We start from the raw sequence: 15852 nt of genomic DNA on the forward strand, positions 1-15852 counted from the left end.
GGCTGCGATGAATAATGACTATATGATGCAAATTCTCAAGTGCTTTTGTCAAGCATGATTGAGATGCTCTTACCCTGGCAGTGTTAGGCGGACTTCAACAACTTAACTAAAAACCCAATAGAGCCTTTTGAACTTCCTCCGGTGAGACTTCAACTAGATTTTCAGTCGTGACAGATTTGTACTGGTAACTCAACTGAATCTCTCCGCCAACAGCGCTTACAAGCCTAAGTTGGACGTAGAAAGACGGATTTGACCATACCGGCCCTTCAAGAACACCATAATCGTTTGTACCTTTAATTTTGTAAAAGGGTTTACTCATTTCTGTCTAATCCTATTTACTGTTGATTGAGTTTTCCATTATTCTTGATTTTTTGAATAGATATGTTGAAATGATTCAAAATGTATTGCTCTAGCGCTCGTCCCCTGGTTTGCCAAACGGAGTTCCTTACAAATAATTGTAAAAATTTCTCGAGGAAATCCCCCAGGAAACAGCCATCTTGTACCTCCATCTTCCATTGTCACAATACCTGAGATATTTGGATACCTATAACCAAGTTGATTTTTTACAATATAGTCGGAGAGTTCCTTACTATATTTAAATTTTAAAGGACGCAGCTCCTTTAGTAGTAGCAACAACTCAATACGTGCCTCCCTGCGTCGCTCCTCCTCTGCCTCCCTGCGTCGCTCCTCCTCTGCCTCCCTGCGTCGCTCCTCCTCTGCCTCCCTGCGTCGCTCCTCCTCTGCTTCCCTGCGTCGCTCCTCCTCTGCCGCTCTAAGCTGACTCTCTAAGTTATCTCGCTCAACACTTAGTTCATGTCTGCCATCAACTCCAACCAACTCTATCGTTACAAGGTCAAGCCAACTAGGTTTTCGAGAGCCTATATTTTTCCAGATACTCTCTACTTTTTGGATCAAACCACCTAATTCCTTTGTGTAACTTTGAGGGATATGGTTTGCGTTTAGCCAAAGCTTACTAACTTGTTCGCCTTTTTCGGTGGTTTCAATTTCATACCAGAAATTGGCTGTTTCAAAAGCTTCGCCACTGTCCAGTTTTTGAGCTAATTCAGGATGTTTTCTCCTGATTTTTTTAATATGGCAGAAAACTTTTCCATCAGGATTAAAAAAAGTACGACCGACAAATCCAAATCCTCTATCACGATTCCAATTGTAGCTTTTGATACTGCCGAAGTCTATTGTCATAAAGCTAATTCTCTATATAGCCTAATAATACCGCAGATCTAGGATGTAGGTCAACCCGTTCTTACTCCCCATCAGAATCTCCTTTCCTCGATCGACTTCGCCGCACGATTCGACTCAATCACTTAAGCCACCCCACTGAAAAAAGCTATCTATATTAGATTTTAGATTAGAGAGCATTTAGAGCCGATCGCACACTGGGGCGATCGCAAAAATCGAGACATTCATCACAACTTCTTCACGCACGAATAACTGTAACGGTTCGCCCCATTGGTGTCAGATGAATTTCAGTATTCAGTCGTTCTTCTAATTCGAGCGCATTCTCGCGTCGATCGAATATCACCAACCACCCTTCATCTTGTCCCAATCGAGCCAAATATCCATCTAACTGTTCCAACCCTTTACTCAACGGATCGACTTTCCGAGTTCGCCAAACCTTCAGTTCAATTCCCAATGTTACCTCACCATAACGCAAACATAAATCCATTCTGTCGCGCCCGATCGCATATTCCCGCTCCAATGTTCCCCCACCATTAATCACCCGATGCAGAAACGCCATCAACACTAAATGAGGGGCAATTTCGGGATAAGATGCACTTTTGAGTAACGGTTCGCCATGTTGTAGCCAAAATTCCAAAAAAGTTTTGAGTAACGCTTGCGTGTCTAATTTGCCTTCATGAGTCAACCAACTCGGTGCAATTTGGGGCAGAGAAGCCATTGGCGTTACGGTGAGGACGCGGGGCAAAACTTCTCGATAAATTGGGTTAGCGATCGTCAATCCACCCTGAACATCCATCTTACACAAACCCAAATCGATTAAAAACTGAATATCATCATTGGGGATATTGCCCAGTTCCAAACCCGCCAACATCGGCTCGATAATGGCTTTGACTCGGTTTTCTCTGAGTCGTTCTGCCAAGCTATCCAAATGCGTATCTTGCCGTTTTATTAAAATTTCTTTAGCTGATAAAATATGTTCTGGTGTAATTTCTATAGATTCATCTGTTACTAATTCTTCTACAATTTCCTTAGCTAAAGCATTCACTAACCAAGGTTGTCCCTGAGTCAGTTCAAAAGCTAAGGCTACGGCTTCAGGTGTAAAAACTTGTCCGGTATCTTGGGTATGTTGCGCGTAGAGTTCCGCGACTTCTGAGGCATTAAAATCTCTGAGAGTAATCGATCGCACTTTAATATTAAACGGACTGGATGTATTGAGTCGATCGCTTCCCCCCGCAGCCACTTTGTAATCGCGAACATCCCGCAAACCAATTAAGCCAATAGACTGAGGAAACGCTTTCGGGCGATTGGGATAACCATCGCGCAGTTGTCGCAGGATAGAAATCAAGGCTTGGTCTTGCAATGCGTCAATTTCGTCGATAAAAATGACCAAAGGACGAGATGACACTTGTGTCCAAGCTTGTAAAGCAGCCCGAATTTTCTGTCCCGATTGCATCGCTGTCCAGTCAGGCGGTTGCAGTTCGAGTGGGAGACGGACGGAAATGTTATCTCGCCAAGCCCCCAAAATAGCCTCTTCTGCACCAGCAATGTCTTGACTGAAGGGTGCCCCCACTTCTACCGACAGCATCACCGCTGTATATTGTCCGCTGTTGGTGAGTTGTTTGGCTAACGCCAGCATAGCGGTGGTTTTCCCCACTTGCCGGGGTGCATGGATCACAAAATAGTTCTCCTGGGCAATGAGTCGCTCTAAATTCGGGAGGCGACGGGTTGCCGGTAACATATAGTGGATGTCATCGCGGCAAGGGCCGGCAGTATTGAACCAACGCGGCATAGGTCAACTGGGGCGAATGGGGCTGCTCTCAGTTTACTGTAGTGTTGTTGGAAAGGCGTTCTAGTTGTTAAGCGGGGGTTTGTATCGACTCTCCGGCCCCGATGAAACTCTCTCAGAGCGAAAGTCGTGCTCGATTCTTGATTCATAGAACGGAAGAACCCCACCTGCCAACTGCCAAAGTTTTACTCTTCCACGCGATAGCCCAATTCCGCCAAACGAGTGCGAGACTGCCGCCATTTCGGCTGCACCTTGACAAATAATTCCAAATACACTTTGCCTTCAATTAACTTTTGAATCTGTTCGCGGGCCGCACTGCCGATCGACTTGAGCATACTGCCGCTTTTACCGATTAAAATGCCTTTTTGGGAATCCCGTTCGACGTGAATTGTCGCCAGAATGCGGGTAATTTTTGCTTCTTCTTGAACAATGTCGATCGCAATTGCTACGGAATGCGGCACTTCTTCCCGCGTCAGCAGCAAAATCTGTTCCCGAATCAATTCGCCCATAATAAACCGTTCCGGCTGGTCAGTCACCAAATCTGGCGGATAATAATAAGGCCCAACCTCCAAATGTTCGATTAACAATTTTTGCAGCGGCTCGACACCCTCGCCCGACAGAGCCGAAAATTTCACTACAGGCCACTCAGGATTGACAATTTGCTCGTAAGTTCGATCGATCAACACGGAATCCTCCGGTTGTTCGTCCAACTTATTCATCCCCAAAATCACCGGAACTTTGCAATTGCTGAGAATTTCGACAATATATCGATCGCCCCCTCCCGATTCCACCGAACCATCCACCACAAACAGCACCACATCCACCGACTGAATCGCTGTGCGGGCATTCTGCACCAAAACCTTGCCCAATTGGTGATGCGGCTTGTGAATTCCGGGAGTATCTACAAAAATAATTTGTGCTTCAGGTGTGGTTAGGATGCCCCGCAGCCTGTTGCGAGTCGTCTGAGACACCGGCGAAGTAATCGCAATTTTCTGCCCCACCAACTGATTCATCAGCGTTGATTTGCCGACATTTGGGCGTCCGACTATACCCACAAAGCCAGATTTGTAACCCGCCGGAGCCGCGGGAACACCCATAATGTCCGATACGTCGATAAAATTACTATCTTCCACTAAAATCACCTATTTTCAAGCCCCTTCTCTGTCTATTGTCGCCTGAAAATACTCAAACGGTCATCCATGCACTCTAGCATCTTTCTCGCTTTGGTATAGCCCGCAACAGTCAAAGCTCGATCGAGCCGCAAACCAGTGTTAAAACGTGATACGCGATCGGCAAAACTTGATATCTGAGACAAAATTTGATAAAGTTCCAATGACATCGCTCGAAAATCAATTATTCTGGTAAAACCGACTCCCCAATGCTGTAACAACTTCAGATGTGTAAATGTCTAACTCAACTGAAACTCTTCTACAGTTTGTCAGGCAAACCAGTTTTAACATTTTTGAGAATGTTTGGTAATAAATTAGCTACGTTGATCTCAAACTCAAAAGCTCAATATCATCAGGCCCTTTCTCAATAAAAGCGAGTGTCTTTTGATCGTACCTAAATTAGTGCTAATCGTCATAAAGTTGAGGAGATGAATCGGATGAAATCGAAATTATTTTGGAGTTTTTGCACCGTTTTGGTAGCAAGCTTGCCTATTCCTACGTTGGCTCAAACAAGCCCTCCAACCAGCCCTCAAGCAGGTTTTGACTACAAGGGTGGCTCGATGAAATACCAGTTGCTACCGGGCAAAATCCAGGACAGAACCTTGCCCAAAGCCTTTGACTTTCCAATTATTACCAATGTTGCTACTGACACTAGCATCACCTCGGATTACCTAATTACCGATCAGTTTCGCGCCCCAGCGGGTCGTACAGAATACACCGGAGCTCTCACCGCATGGGCAGCATCAATCAGAGAATGTCTGGCAAAACAGCCCCGCTTGATTCGAGCCAGCACCAAGAACCCGGTTCAGATTAATGGCAGAGTAGGCACGATTGTTAGAAACGCAAATAACCGTGCAGTTTGCAGATAAGCCAGCAATATCACGGCGGCTAAATTGACCGTAATTGCTGTAGGGACGGGTTCACCAGTATCTCCAATGCAAGCATCGATACAGTAAACCCCTCACCGCGACGATATTGTGGTCAATCGACCCAACTTGATATAACTTCCAGTGTCTGAAGACAAAAACTAGAGAGTATTTTTGAACAAAAAGAGCAATAGAAAACCTATTGCTCTTTTTGTTAGCGAAATTTCAATTAATATCTATTAGGACTTATATTATGTCCGCTGGAACGACATCATATAAGAGGTTTGCAGAGAGGAATGCAAGTCCTTTTCAAACTTTGAGGACTTGCATTCCTCACTGCAAACGACATAATTACGCAGAAACCAGCTTGTTTCCCAAAAATCCCGTGGAACCAGAGGGATATGGATTTTAACACCTGGTTTATGAAAGTTTGTCTGCGTAATTCACGATTTAGTAGCGCAAAATTCATGTGTACTCAGTAAAATTTCGCCATAATCAGGAATCCAAGCCAGCCACTTTTCATCAGAACATTCACACAACAGCCACGCTTCGTCAAAGCTGAATGCTGTTGGCGGATTGAATAATTTAACCCACATAGAAGGAGCCAATTTTGGTGCAGGTACGGCGCAGCCAAATTTTTCCCAGTCGCGGACACCGGCGAAGCTTCCGGGGGTTGGTTGGGATTGCCAAGTACGAATATCTGTTTGCAGTTGCATAACTACTCCTGTCTAGGTAAGAGTCTGCACCAGGGCGCGGTTGAAACAACGCAGAGCGAAGGCGCAGAGAAACTTTGATTATGTAGTCTATGTTACGGAATTATCTAGGCGAATGTGTAAGGTTGTAGCAAAAATTTACAATCGAGAGGAAAAAACTGGCTCAAAGCTGAAAAGGTCGATCTTTTATTGTTGGGTTCGGCAACAATCGACTACCATAGCAAACAACATCTGATTTATTTCAAAAATTCCCACATGAACCCAACTGCCAAATCCCAGTGGAAAACTCTAGATCGCTTTGTAGAAATCAAGTCTCATTGGGTAAAACTAATCGCCGAACATCTCGAAACAACCGAAGGAAAAACAATAGAATATTGGCGAGTAGAAAGAGCAGATTCAGTTGTAATCTTGACAATTCAAGCTGAAAAATTTGTGTTTCCCTCACCGATGTATCGCCCCGGCGTGGCATCCGCAACCCTGGATTTTCCCGGCGGTCGCGTACCAGCCGAAGCCACGCCAGCAGAGGCTGTTCCACCTATAATTCAGAGGGAACTAGGCGTGACAGAAAGTGCGATCGCCCGCATCGAACCGATCAACACCATTGGCTGGGCAATAAACAGTTCCTTCTCCAATCAAAAACTCTACGGTTTTGTTGCAGAATTGCACCCGACAGCAACAGTAAACCCCGAACTTATCGGTGCTGCATATCCTGCCACCCCAGACGGAATTCGCGACTTGCTTAAAAAATTAACTTGCCTCCAATGTCGAGCATTGTTGCTAGAATGGCAAAACCAAGACAATTTTAGATTTTAGATTTTAGATTTTAGATTTTGGATTGTCCCGCGACGCTAGCCAATTGACGATTTATTAAAACCAAAATCACCGAAACTAATCATGCCTCTCAATAATGAAGTTGCTGTCGAATGTCTCGACGTTACATATCGCCTCAACCGCAGGCATTTAGTAGACAAACTCAATTTTAAAGTGCTGCAAGGAGAAGTTTTAGTATTGCTGGGACGCAGCGGCAGTGGCAAAACTACCACCATGAAATTGATTAACAATTTACTGACGCCAAGCAGCGGCGAAGTTCTTGTCATGGGAAAACCCACAACTCAGTGGAACCCAATTCAACTGCGCCGAAAAATTGGCTATGTGATTCAAGAAATCGGTTTGTTTCCCCATTTTACCGTCGAACAAAACGTCGGTTTAGTGCCAAAATTAGAAGGTTGGGAGGGCGATCGCATTCAATCTCGCGTCCGCAAACTCTTAGAATTAGTCAACCTCGACCCCCAGCACTTCGCCAAACGCTATCCCCATCAGTTATCCGGCGGACAGCGGCAGCGGGTGGGCGTCGCCAGAGCACTGGCCGCTGACCCTCCGATACTATTAATGGACGAACCGTTTGGTGCTTTAGACCCGATTACTCGTCTGGAATTGCAGCGGGAATTCGGTCAATTGCAGCAGCAACTGGGCAAAACTGTGATTTTTGTGACTCACGGCATTCAAGAAGCTTTTTTGTTAGCTTCTAGAATTGGTTTGATGCAAGATGGACGGTTGATTGAATTGGCAACACCTGATGATTTTCTCAAATCTCAGCATCCAGAGGCTGGGGCATTTCTTGAATGTTTGCAAGTAGCTAAATTTGAATGATGTAGCAATAATTTGATAATATAGTTTTAGTAACTAAGCTGATAATCAAACGATGCACAGTCTTTACGAGACAGACTTCTATGCTTGGACGCAAGAACAAGCCAAGTTACTTCGCAAGTGTCAGTGGAGCCAACTTGATTTGCCAAATTTAATTGAGGAGATTGAATCTTTGGGCAAACAGGAACGTCAAGAACTTAGAAATCGTTTGAGCATTTTGCTGGGACATTTGCTGAAGTGGCAATATCAGCCCCAGCAGCGCAGTCGTAGCTGGCTGTCTACAATTCGAGTGCAGCGGCGGGACACTCAGAGACTGATACAGGAGAACCCAAGTCTGAAACCTTACTTGCAAGAAGCTTTCCAAGAAGCTTATCAAAATGGTAGAGATTTGGCAGTAGGAGAAACCGATTTACCTCTCAAAACATTTCCTCAAAATTGCCTTTACAGCTTAGAGGAAATTCTGGACTCTCGCTTCTATCCTGGTGAACCAAGTCCTGAAATAGAAAATGATTTATAAGGTTGACAGCAATCAACACTAACCAATTCCCCGATGATAATTTTTATCAACCGCTATGGCGCTGAGATCATTCAGCGCGCTATTGAACATTTATATTTAGTAACTGTTGCAATTTTGATCGCTATTATTGTGGGGATGCCCCTAGGAATTTTAGCCACGAGAAAACCAAAATTGAAAAAGCCTATTTTGGGATTTGCTAATATTATGCAAACAATTCCCAGTTTAGCTTTGTTTGGCTTGCTAATCCCGGTGCCTGTATTGGGTGGAATAGGCGATCGCACGGCAATTATCGCCCTCACTCTGTATTCTTTACTGCCAATTATCCGCAATACTTATACTGGTATTGTCGGCGTCGATCCAGCGATTACGGAAGCCGGAAGGGGCATGGGGATGACGGATATGCAACTGTTATGGCAAGTGGAAATTCCCCTGGCACTGGGCGTGATTCTGGCGGGCGTGCGAGTTGCCACAGTAATTGCGATCGGACTCGCTACAATTGCCGCTGCCATTGGCGCGGGTGGCTTGGGGGTGTTTATTTTTCGTGGCGTTGCTACAGTCAACAATCAGTTACTTTTGGCTGGGGCAATTCCGGCAGCTTTGATGGCATTAGCTGCGGATTTTGGGCTGGGTTTGGTAGAAGCCCGCCTCTCGAAAAGTACATTAAAAACTCTTAATCAGGACTAAAATCCTGACTGCCATCTGTCAGTTTTGTCTCTCTCTGCGAACCAGAATCATTCGCAGGATTCGCTATCAGATTGCGGATTTGATTTGAGCGTTCAATGTACTCTCGATCGCTCAAAACAGCTTTGGTTCCCTCCAGCGAAATTGGATCTGCCAAATCGATCCAAGAACGGCAACCCCCGTATTCAGGAATGTACGGAATTTCCCGGATTTCTGGAAGGCGATAAACCCGCAGCAATAAAATATAAATTGGCTGATTTTGTTTCCATTTCAGGCGGTCGCTGACAAATTTTTCATTCCAAATATGGTAAGGAAACAGCGCAGTAATGGCTGGTTCCCAAGCTACCAAAAAAACATCGGTAATCTCCGCCCAATTGCCAATTTTAATAACTTCAGGATGCCAGCCAGATTCGACAGTTTTTACTCGATCTGCAAACTCCGGTTTTAATAAATCAGGCTGTTGGTGTTCAAAAGTTGGATACAGCAAAACCTGTTTGTCAGCAACATTAAACTGTCCGGCTTGCTCGCTGATGCCCCCTTTTCGCAAGAGCATAATCGTTTGGCCTAATTCCAAAGCATTAACTGCTACATTCCATTCTTTCAGTGCGCGAGTAGTTGACTTCATAGGAATTTAGTCTTGTTTTAACAATAGTAACAAAATCGGTACTATCAAGCAAGTACAGCAACTTTTTTCTGTTAAAATTAGATAGCTTGAGGGTGAATCCTAAAAATATAAATGAGGACTTAGGGTATGCAAAAGCGACAATTGGGGACATCACTAATTCAGATTACCCCGATAATTATGGGGACTTGGCAAGCTGGGAAGCGGATGTGGGTGGGAATTGAGGATGCTGAAACTGTCAAAGCAATGCGCGCCGCTTTTGAGGCCGGTATTACCACCTTTGATACGGCTGAGGTTTACGGAGAAGGGCATTCGGAACAAATTATCGGTCAAGCACTTTCAGATGTGCGATCGCAAGTAGTTTATGCTAGCAAAGTTTTCGCCAACCACCTGAAACCAGATTTGTTAATTGAAGCCTGCGATCGATCGCTAAAAAACCTCAACACCGATTATATCGACCTTTACCAAATCCACTGGCCCGCTGGCACTTGGAATTCCGAGTTAGTGCCAATTGCAGAAACAATGGACGCCCTGAACAAGTTAAAAGAACAGGGAAAAATTCGGGCGATCGGCGTTTCCAACTTCTCCCGCGCCCAAATAGAAGAAGCGGCCCAATACGGACGCATCGACAGCCTGCAACCGCCCTATTCTCTGTTTTGGCGCTGGGTAGAAAAAGATGCTATGTCCTATTGTGTGGACAATCATATCTCAATCATTGCCTATTCATCTCTAGCTCAAGGAATATTGACAGGTAAATTTGGGCCAGAACACAAGTTTGAAGAAGGCGACCACCGCACCAAAAATAAGCTGTTCATCAAAGAAAATTACGACCGAGTGCAAACAGCATTAAATCAACTCAGACCAATTGCCGATCGCCACCAGACAAGCTTAGGAAATTTAGCTTTAGCTTGGTTGATTTCCCAGCCGCAAACAAATGCAATTGTCGGCGCGCGCGACGGGGAACAAGCAGCCGAAAATGCTAAAGCTGCTGAGGTAAAATTGAGTGAAGAGGAATTAAAAGAGATTGACGCGATCGGGCGCACCGTCACCGATAATTTAGACGATAACCCCGTTATGTGGAATTTCTAAAATAGTTAATTCAGGACTAGCAAAACCTCTATATGTAGGGTGCGCCTCGGCGCACCTTACCCCTATAAGTAGCGCGTAAAACCCCTCTGAGAATAAGTCCTATAAATTTTATAGAGTCGGGCAAGAGGTATAATATTTACGGCCTAGTGCAAATATTCAAAAACATAAAATCTAAAATCCGTACTCCCAAATCCCAAATCTAAAATCTAAAATCTAAAATCTAAAATCGAATGAGTTACTGCCTAAACCCCAACTGTTCCAAGCCGCAAAACCCTCCCGCAGCCAAAATTTGCCGAAATTGCCGTTCCAAACTGCTGCTGCGCGATCGCTACCGGGCTATAAAGGCGATCGGACAAGGCGGTTTTGGTAGAACATTCCTCGCCGTTGACGAAGACAAACCCTCAAAACCCCGCTGCGTCATCAAACAATTTTTACCCCCAGAAACCCAACTCATCCCATCAGCAAGCAATCGCAACAGCAAAAAAGCAGCCGAACTTTTTGAACAAGAAGCAATGCGATTAGACGAATTGGGAAAACACCCTCAAATTCCCGAACTATTAGCCTATTCCATCCAAGACAGCCGACAATATGTAGTCCAAGAATTTATCGACGGACAAAATTTAGCACAAATTGTAGAAACAGAAGGCACATTTACAGAAAATCAAATTCAAGACTTACTCAATAGCTTATTACCCGTTCTTCACTTCATCCATTCCCACAACGTTATTCACCGAGACATCAAACCCGGAAACATCATCCGCAGCGCCGACAAACAATTAGTTTTAGTAGACTTTGGCGCGGCCAAAATTGCCACAGGTACAGCCTTACTCAAAACAGGAACCAGCATCGGCAGCCCCGAATACATCGCCCCCGAACAAGCTAGAGGCAAAGCATTTTTTACCAGCGATTTGTACAGTTTAGGCGTAACTTGTTTGTATTTGCTAACTCAAGTTTCCCCTTTTGACCTGTTCGATCCTGGTGAAGATGTCTGGATATGGCGCCAGTATTTGGCTAACAACCCGGTGAGTGAACAACTGGGTAAAATTTTAGACAAAATGATTGATAATGCTACCAACCGCCGCTATCAAACGGCTGTTGAAGTATTAAAAGAAATTAATCCCCAAGTTGCGATCGATCTAGCAATTCCTCAAACAAATTCCAAGTTAGTTAAACCAGGAAAAACTCCCGCCCCGCCCCAACAGCAAACTTATAACTGGCAATGTCTTCACACCCTAACAGGTCACAAAAACTTAATTTACTCTGTTGCTTTTAGCCCCAACGGAGAAGTTGTCGCCAGCGGCAGCGATGACAAGACAATCAAGCTGTGGGGAGTAGAAGACGGGCAAGAAATAGTGACTCTTACAGGTCATACTAACTCAGTTTATACAGTAGCTTTCAGCCCCGACGGACTGATGCTAGCCAGCAGCAGCCACGACAAAACTGTCAAACTTTGGCGGATGAAAGATGGACAAGAAATCCGCACTATGACCGGCCACAGCAACTCAGTTTACGGCGCAGCTTTCAGTCCCGATGGCACTCTGATTGCTAGCAGCAGTTGGGACAGAACAATCAAAATTTGGCGAGTCAAAGACGGGCAGGAAGTTTGCACACTTGCGGGTCACATTAATTTAGTTTATTTTGTTGCTTTTAGCCCTGATGGCGAAACTCTTGCTAGTTGCAGTTGGGACAGAACAATCAAGATTTGGCGAGTCAAAGATGGGAAGCTACTTCGCACACTTACAGGCCATACAGACTCCGTTCGCTGCATAGCTTTTAGTCCCAATGGAGAGTTTTTGGCTAGCGGCAGCCACGATAATACTATTAAAATTTGGTGGGTCAAAGATTGGCAAGAAGTTTTAACGATCGCAGGACATTCTTGGTATGTTGATTCTATTGCTTTTAGTCCCGATGGCGAGATTATGGCTAGCAGCAGCCATCAAACAATAAAGATTTGGCGAGTGAAAGACGGTCAAGAAGTTTGTAATATAGCTGGTCATACTAACTCGGTCTATTCTGTGAATTTTAGCCCGGAAGGAGAGTTTTTTGCTAGCGGCAGCAGCGACAAAAATATTAAGATTTGGCAGAATATGATGTTTGTTTAATGGCCCAAAATTAAAGTTGTAAATCATGATAAAAATTGTAACCAAAAGATTTATGCTGCGTGACTTTGTAGATTCCGATCGCTCGCCATTCTTGGACTATCAAGCCGATCCGCGCCACCAGACATTTTACGAACCCGATCGCTCTAGTCCCGACCGTGCCGCACGTCTATTCGAGATGTTTCAGGCATGGGCAATCGCTAGCCCTCGACTCAATTACCAACTGGCGATCGTACAACGACATGAACCTTACGCGCTTGTCGGTTGCTGTGGACTGCGGGGAGAGTTGTGCGAAACTGGCGAGATGGAATTTGGTCTCGAACTGGCACCAGCCTATTGGGGGCGATATGCCTACGCGATCGAGGTGGGGCGTGCGCTGCTCGACTTTGGGTTCGCGGAACTCGATCTGAAGGCGATCTCCGGGTCTACCGTGAGTGCAAATACCCGGATCGCTCGGTTGGCCCAGTGGATAGGAGCAGAGGTGGTTGCTACCCGCCCAGGGTCATCATGGATGTCCGATCGCGGTTGGAGCGAGGTCGATTGGCGGATTGCACGGGCGCAATGGGAGCATCGTACTCTGCGGCACGGCCGATAATATATTTTTGTTTTGTGAACGCTTTATGAATGAGACAGCAGCCAATCAAATCCGTCAGCAGGTGGAAGCTGTGTACCGATCCGAGTCGCGTCGCGTTTTAGCCACCCTGATCCGCTTGCTCGGTGACTTCGATCGCGCCCAAGAGGCGATGCACGAAGCCTTCGCTGTGGCTGTAGCGCAATGGCCCCGTGACGGCATTCCCGCTAACCCGCGATCGTGGCTTGTTTCAGTGGGTCGCTTTAAAGCGATCGACACCATCCGCCGTCGCGCCCGCTTTGATACGCACTTGGCAGAACTCGCTCAACAACTCGATCCGAGTGACACCACAATCGAGGATGACGAGGACGTTGAGGACGATCGCCTGCGCTTGATTTTCACTTGCTGTCATCCGGCCCTGTCGCCAGAAGCTCAGGTGGCGTTGACGCTGCGGGAAGTCTGCGGACTCAGTACCGAGGAAATTGCCAGCGCCTTCCTGATTGCTCCGCCCACCTTGGCGCAGCGGATCGTGCGGGCCAAGGCGAAGATCCGCGACGCACGCATTCCTTATCAAGTGCCGTCGAAAACCGATTTGCCCGATCGATTGGACACCGTGCTTCAAACGATCTACCTGGTGTTTAACGAAGGGTACGCGGCCTCATCTGGCAGATCGCTGACGCGGGCAGATCTCGCTGACGAAGCGATCCGTTTGGGACGGCTGGTAATGGAACTGTTGCCAGACTCCGAAGTGATTGGACTCCTGGCGCTGATGCTGCTGCAAGAATCGCGGCGCACCGCCCGCACTTCCTCCACAGGCGACCTTATCCTTCTAGAAGACCAAGATCGATCGCTCTGGAATCAAGCACAAATTTCTGAAGGCAGGTTACTGGTGCAGCAATCGCTATCATCAGGACGGTTTGGTTCGTACACACTTCAGGCTGCGATCTCAGCGGTGCATTCAGAGGCCCAGAGTGCTGCTGCAACGGACTGGGCGCAGATTGTGGGCTTATACGACCTGCTCGTGCAATTAGAGCCGTCGCCCGTTGTTGCCTTAAATCGGGCGGTAGCAGTGGCAATGCGTGATGGCCCCTTAGCGGGACTGCAATCGATCGACCAAATATTAGCGCGCGGCGATTTGACAGACTACCATCTGGCACACTCCGCGCGAGCCGATTTGTGTCGGCGGCTGGGCAGAACGGCTGATGCCAGAGAATCCTACCAAAAGGCGCTGGCGATCGTGAAACAGGAACCAGAGCGTCGTTTTCTCGAAAAACGCCTTCGCGAGTTAGGGTGACGTACTCCCACACTCAATCAAAGATTAGAGTGTGGGCTTCTCCTCCGAGAATTCCCGGATTCGCGTTTTATAGTGAGGCGAACGCCCAACCCCACTTTCTTTATTAGAATTCCAGAGTTCAGGTCACGAGGCATGGATGCACCACAAGAACATTCATGCCACCTATCACTTAACTCCTTTGAAACTCTGTTGAGGCACATTGCACAATGTTGAGATGTTCCAGCAGGATTAACTTTCACGACCAACCGCCCAGCTCTTTGGGCCTTGTACGGAAGAATTTCGTTCAAGAACCCAGCTATCCCCGCATCAGCAAAACTCTTGTTCAACCCGGACTTTGCGGATTGACCATTAGGCAAAAACTTACCCGATTCATCTTGCTTGGGTTTGTTGCGTTTTGCCATATTGGAAACTTTAAGGTCTTCTACAAAGATAACCTCAGCCTTGTTGACCAACTCACCTGCAAGCTCAAAATGCCATTGTTTGCGTTGTCTAGCTACCTGTTGATGTAACTTTGCAATGCGTGACCCAAGTTTGCGACGTGCAGTAGAACCTTTTTTTCTTAGCTCTCTTTTGGTTTGCAGTTTGGCTAATTTCTCTTCGGCTTGCCGATAGAATTTAGGAGGTTCTACCATCGTGCCGTCTGAGCAGGCGACAAAATATTCCAATCCCGCATCAACGCCAATACTGTTAGTTTCAGTCGGTTCAATGTCAATAGTAGGAGTGTCAGGGACTGATGCATCTTCTAGAGTCAGTGTCGCATACCAACCATCTGCTTTGAGAGTAACCAATGCTCTCTTAATGACAAAACTGTCAGGAATAGGGCGATGTTGAATGAATTTGATTTTTCCTAGCTTGGGAAGTTCAATTCGATTCCCTTGGATGCAGTCAGACTTCACTCGCTGATAAGCGAATGTGCGATAGCGGTTTTTGCCTTTAAATCGAGGCTTCCCGCTCCGCTTACCATTGATATCACCTTTGATAAACCGAGCAAATGCCAGGTCTACTCGCTTCACCATGTCCTGCAAGACATCGGCATGGATATCTTTGTACCATTCTCTTTCTGCCTTGAGAGACACAAGTGAGCGTTTCTGTCCGTAATACTCAGGCTGTTCCCTTGGGGATGCAATACTGCATACCAGTGGACAGGCATTAACTGAACACCTGTTCATTTCAAACCAATCAAATCTGTCTGCCAACAAAAAATTGTATTGATGCCGTAGCATATCGCGCCATTTGCTCATACGGCGTCTTTGGTCGGACGTTGGCAGTAGTTTGAACTGGTAGGCTAGTTTCATGAGACAATTGTACTGCATATTTAATGTAAATACAATCGTGAAACAAACAGAAACAACAACGTTTAGGCTTACTCCAGAAGAAAAAGAGGTTCTGGTCAAGTATTGCGAGTTAACATCTCGAACCCAAAGCGATGTGTTTAGAGAATTCCTACGAACATTACAAAAGAAATTGTCAAAGAAGGGGGTGTTGAACCCCCCTCTTTGACCCGCATTCCTCTCAACGCTGACCCTAATACCAAATTCCTAAAGTTCTGCTACAGATATAGCCTCTAAAATAAATTCCCATCCCGTCAAAGAAGCAATAAC

The 15852-nt window shown here is 46.0% G+C and carries 16 protein-coding genes; 9 read left to right on the forward strand and 7 right to left on the reverse strand.

Going from position 1 to position 15852, the window contains the following annotated elements:
• Positions 1-357 precede the first annotated feature (357 nt).
• From QUA78_RS29420 to QUA78_RS29435, 4 genes are all read right to left on the reverse strand, one after another.
• Entirely contained in the window at positions 358-1200 is an 843-nt protein-coding gene (locus QUA78_RS29420) for a hypothetical protein (RefSeq protein WP_333307461.1), read from the reverse strand.
• Positions 1201-1435: 235 nt separating this feature from the next.
• On the reverse strand, positions 1436-2986 hold the full coding sequence (locus QUA78_RS29425; RefSeq protein WP_333399181.1) for an ATP-binding protein: 1551 nt from the start codon (positions 2984-2986) through the stop codon (positions 1436-1438).
• Between the two features lie 182 nt (positions 2987-3168).
• Entirely contained in the window at positions 3169-4080 is a 912-nt protein-coding gene (gene era / locus QUA78_RS29430; RefSeq protein WP_333305126.1) for a GTPase Era, read from the reverse strand.
• A 68-nt stretch (positions 4081-4148) separates the two neighbouring features.
• Entirely contained in the window at positions 4149-4322 is a 174-nt protein-coding gene (locus tag QUA78_RS29435) for a hypothetical protein (protein ID WP_333305122.1), read from the reverse strand.
• A gap of 267 nt (positions 4323-4589) precedes the next feature.
• Between QUA78_RS29435 and QUA78_RS29440 the strand changes: the two genes are divergently transcribed.
• Positions 4590-5021, forward strand: coding sequence for a hypothetical protein (locus QUA78_RS29440; RefSeq protein WP_333305119.1), 432 nt, complete (start codon positions 4590-4592; stop codon positions 5019-5021).
• Between the two features lie 440 nt (positions 5022-5461).
• Here QUA78_RS29440 and QUA78_RS29445 read toward each other — a convergent pair whose 3' ends face one another.
• Entirely contained in the window at positions 5462-5734 is a 273-nt protein-coding gene (locus QUA78_RS29445) for a hypothetical protein (protein ID WP_333305117.1), read from the reverse strand.
• A 252-nt stretch (positions 5735-5986) separates the two neighbouring features.
• Between QUA78_RS29445 and QUA78_RS29450 the strand changes: the two genes are divergently transcribed.
• From QUA78_RS29450 to QUA78_RS29465, 4 genes are all read left to right on the forward strand, one after another.
• The gene (locus tag QUA78_RS29450; protein WP_333305115.1) at positions 5987-6544 is read left to right on the forward strand and encodes an NUDIX hydrolase; all 558 of its coding nucleotides are present in this window, start codon (positions 5987-5989) and stop codon (positions 6542-6544) included.
• 81 nt (positions 6545-6625) lie between these two features.
• Positions 6626-7381 carry an ATP-binding cassette domain-containing protein gene (locus QUA78_RS29455; RefSeq protein WP_333305114.1) on the forward strand — a complete coding sequence of 252 codons (756 nt, stop codon included), beginning with the start codon at positions 6626-6628 and terminating at the stop codon, positions 7379-7381.
• A gap of 52 nt (positions 7382-7433) precedes the next feature.
• Entirely contained in the window at positions 7434-7895 is a 462-nt protein-coding gene (locus QUA78_RS29460; protein WP_333305112.1) for a DUF29 domain-containing protein, read from the forward strand.
• A 33-nt stretch (positions 7896-7928) separates the two neighbouring features.
• Entirely contained in the window at positions 7929-8579 is a 651-nt protein-coding gene (locus QUA78_RS29465) for an ABC transporter permease (protein WP_333305110.1), read from the forward strand.
• Here the strand turns inward: QUA78_RS29465 and QUA78_RS29470 are convergent.
• On the reverse strand, positions 8566-9201 hold the full coding sequence (locus QUA78_RS29470; RefSeq protein WP_333305108.1) for a DUF1802 family protein: 636 nt from the start codon (positions 9199-9201) through the stop codon (positions 8566-8568). The genes QUA78_RS29465 and QUA78_RS29470 overlap by 14 nt on opposite strands.
• Before the next feature lie 126 nt (positions 9202-9327).
• On the opposite strand from QUA78_RS29470, the gene QUA78_RS29475 reads away from it, so the two are divergent.
• From QUA78_RS29475 to QUA78_RS29490, 4 genes are all read left to right on the forward strand, one after another.
• Positions 9328-10287, forward strand: coding sequence for an aldo/keto reductase (locus QUA78_RS29475; RefSeq protein ID WP_333305106.1), 960 nt, complete (start codon positions 9328-9330; stop codon positions 10285-10287).
• Positions 10288-10517: 230 nt separating this feature from the next.
• Positions 10518-12389 carry a serine/threonine-protein kinase gene (locus QUA78_RS29480; RefSeq protein ID WP_333305104.1) on the forward strand — a complete coding sequence of 624 codons (1872 nt, stop codon included), beginning with the start codon at positions 10518-10520 and terminating at the stop codon, positions 12387-12389.
• Positions 12390-12441: 52 nt separating this feature from the next.
• Positions 12442-12981 carry a GNAT family N-acetyltransferase gene (locus tag QUA78_RS29485; RefSeq protein WP_333305100.1) on the forward strand — a complete coding sequence of 180 codons (540 nt, stop codon included), beginning with the start codon at positions 12442-12444 and terminating at the stop codon, positions 12979-12981.
• 25 nt (positions 12982-13006) lie between these two features.
• Positions 13007-14251, forward strand: coding sequence for an RNA polymerase sigma factor (locus tag QUA78_RS29490; protein ID WP_333305099.1), 1245 nt, complete (start codon positions 13007-13009; stop codon positions 14249-14251).
• A 17-nt stretch (positions 14252-14268) separates the two neighbouring features.
• On the opposite strand, the gene QUA78_RS29495 is transcribed toward QUA78_RS29490, so the two are convergent.
• Complete coding sequence (locus QUA78_RS29495) at positions 14269-15546, reverse strand: transposase (protein ID WP_333305097.1); 1278 nt, start codon at positions 15544-15546, stop codon at positions 14269-14271.
• Positions 15547-15852: the final 306 nt, after the last annotated feature.

The sequence above is a fragment of the Microcoleus sp. K4-B3 genome (genome assembly GCF_036704615.1).
Lineage (GTDB): Bacteria > Cyanobacteriota > Cyanobacteriia > Cyanobacteriales > Microcoleaceae > Microcoleus.

Coding starts and splice junctions, on each gene's coding strand:
- QUA78_RS29485 (WP_333305100.1), top strand. CDS start 12,442: ATGCTGCGTGACTTTGTAGATTCCGATCGCTCGCCATTCTTGGACTAT.
- QUA78_RS29460 (WP_333305112.1), top strand. CDS start 7,434: ATGCACAGTCTTTACGAGACAGACTTCTATGCTTGGACGCAAGAACAA.
- QUA78_RS29495 (WP_333305097.1), bottom strand. CDS start 15,546: ATGAAACTAGCCTACCAGTTCAAACTACTGCCAACGTCCGACCAAAGA.
- QUA78_RS29420 (WP_333307461.1), bottom strand. CDS start 1,200: ATGACAATAGACTTCGGCAGTATCAAAAGCTACAATTGGAATCGTGAT.
- QUA78_RS29435 (WP_333305122.1), bottom strand. CDS start 4,322: ATGTCATTGGAACTTTATCAAATTTTGTCTCAGATATCAAGTTTTGCC.
- QUA78_RS29450 (WP_333305115.1), top strand. CDS start 5,987: ATGAACCCAACTGCCAAATCCCAGTGGAAAACTCTAGATCGCTTTGTA.
- QUA78_RS29480 (WP_333305104.1), top strand. CDS start 10,518: ATGAGTTACTGCCTAAACCCCAACTGTTCCAAGCCGCAAAACCCTCCC.
- era (WP_333305126.1), bottom strand. CDS start 4,080: ATGGGTGTTCCCGCGGCTCCGGCGGGTTACAAATCTGGCTTTGTGGGT.
- QUA78_RS29440 (WP_333305119.1), top strand. CDS start 4,590: ATGAAATCGAAATTATTTTGGAGTTTTTGCACCGTTTTGGTAGCAAGC.
- QUA78_RS29455 (WP_333305114.1), top strand. CDS start 6,626: ATGCCTCTCAATAATGAAGTTGCTGTCGAATGTCTCGACGTTACATAT.
- QUA78_RS29490 (WP_333305099.1), top strand. CDS start 13,007: ATGAATGAGACAGCAGCCAATCAAATCCGTCAGCAGGTGGAAGCTGTG.
- QUA78_RS29470 (WP_333305108.1), bottom strand. CDS start 9,201: ATGAAGTCAACTACTCGCGCACTGAAAGAATGGAATGTAGCAGTTAAT.
- QUA78_RS29465 (WP_333305110.1), top strand. CDS start 7,929: ATGATAATTTTTATCAACCGCTATGGCGCTGAGATCATTCAGCGCGCT.
- QUA78_RS29445 (WP_333305117.1), bottom strand. CDS start 5,734: ATGCAACTGCAAACAGATATTCGTACTTGGCAATCCCAACCAACCCCC.
- QUA78_RS29425 (WP_333399181.1), bottom strand. CDS start 2,986: ATGCCGCGTTGGTTCAATACTGCCGGCCCTTGCCGCGATGACATCCAC.
- QUA78_RS29475 (WP_333305106.1), top strand. CDS start 9,328: ATGCAAAAGCGACAATTGGGGACATCACTAATTCAGATTACCCCGATA.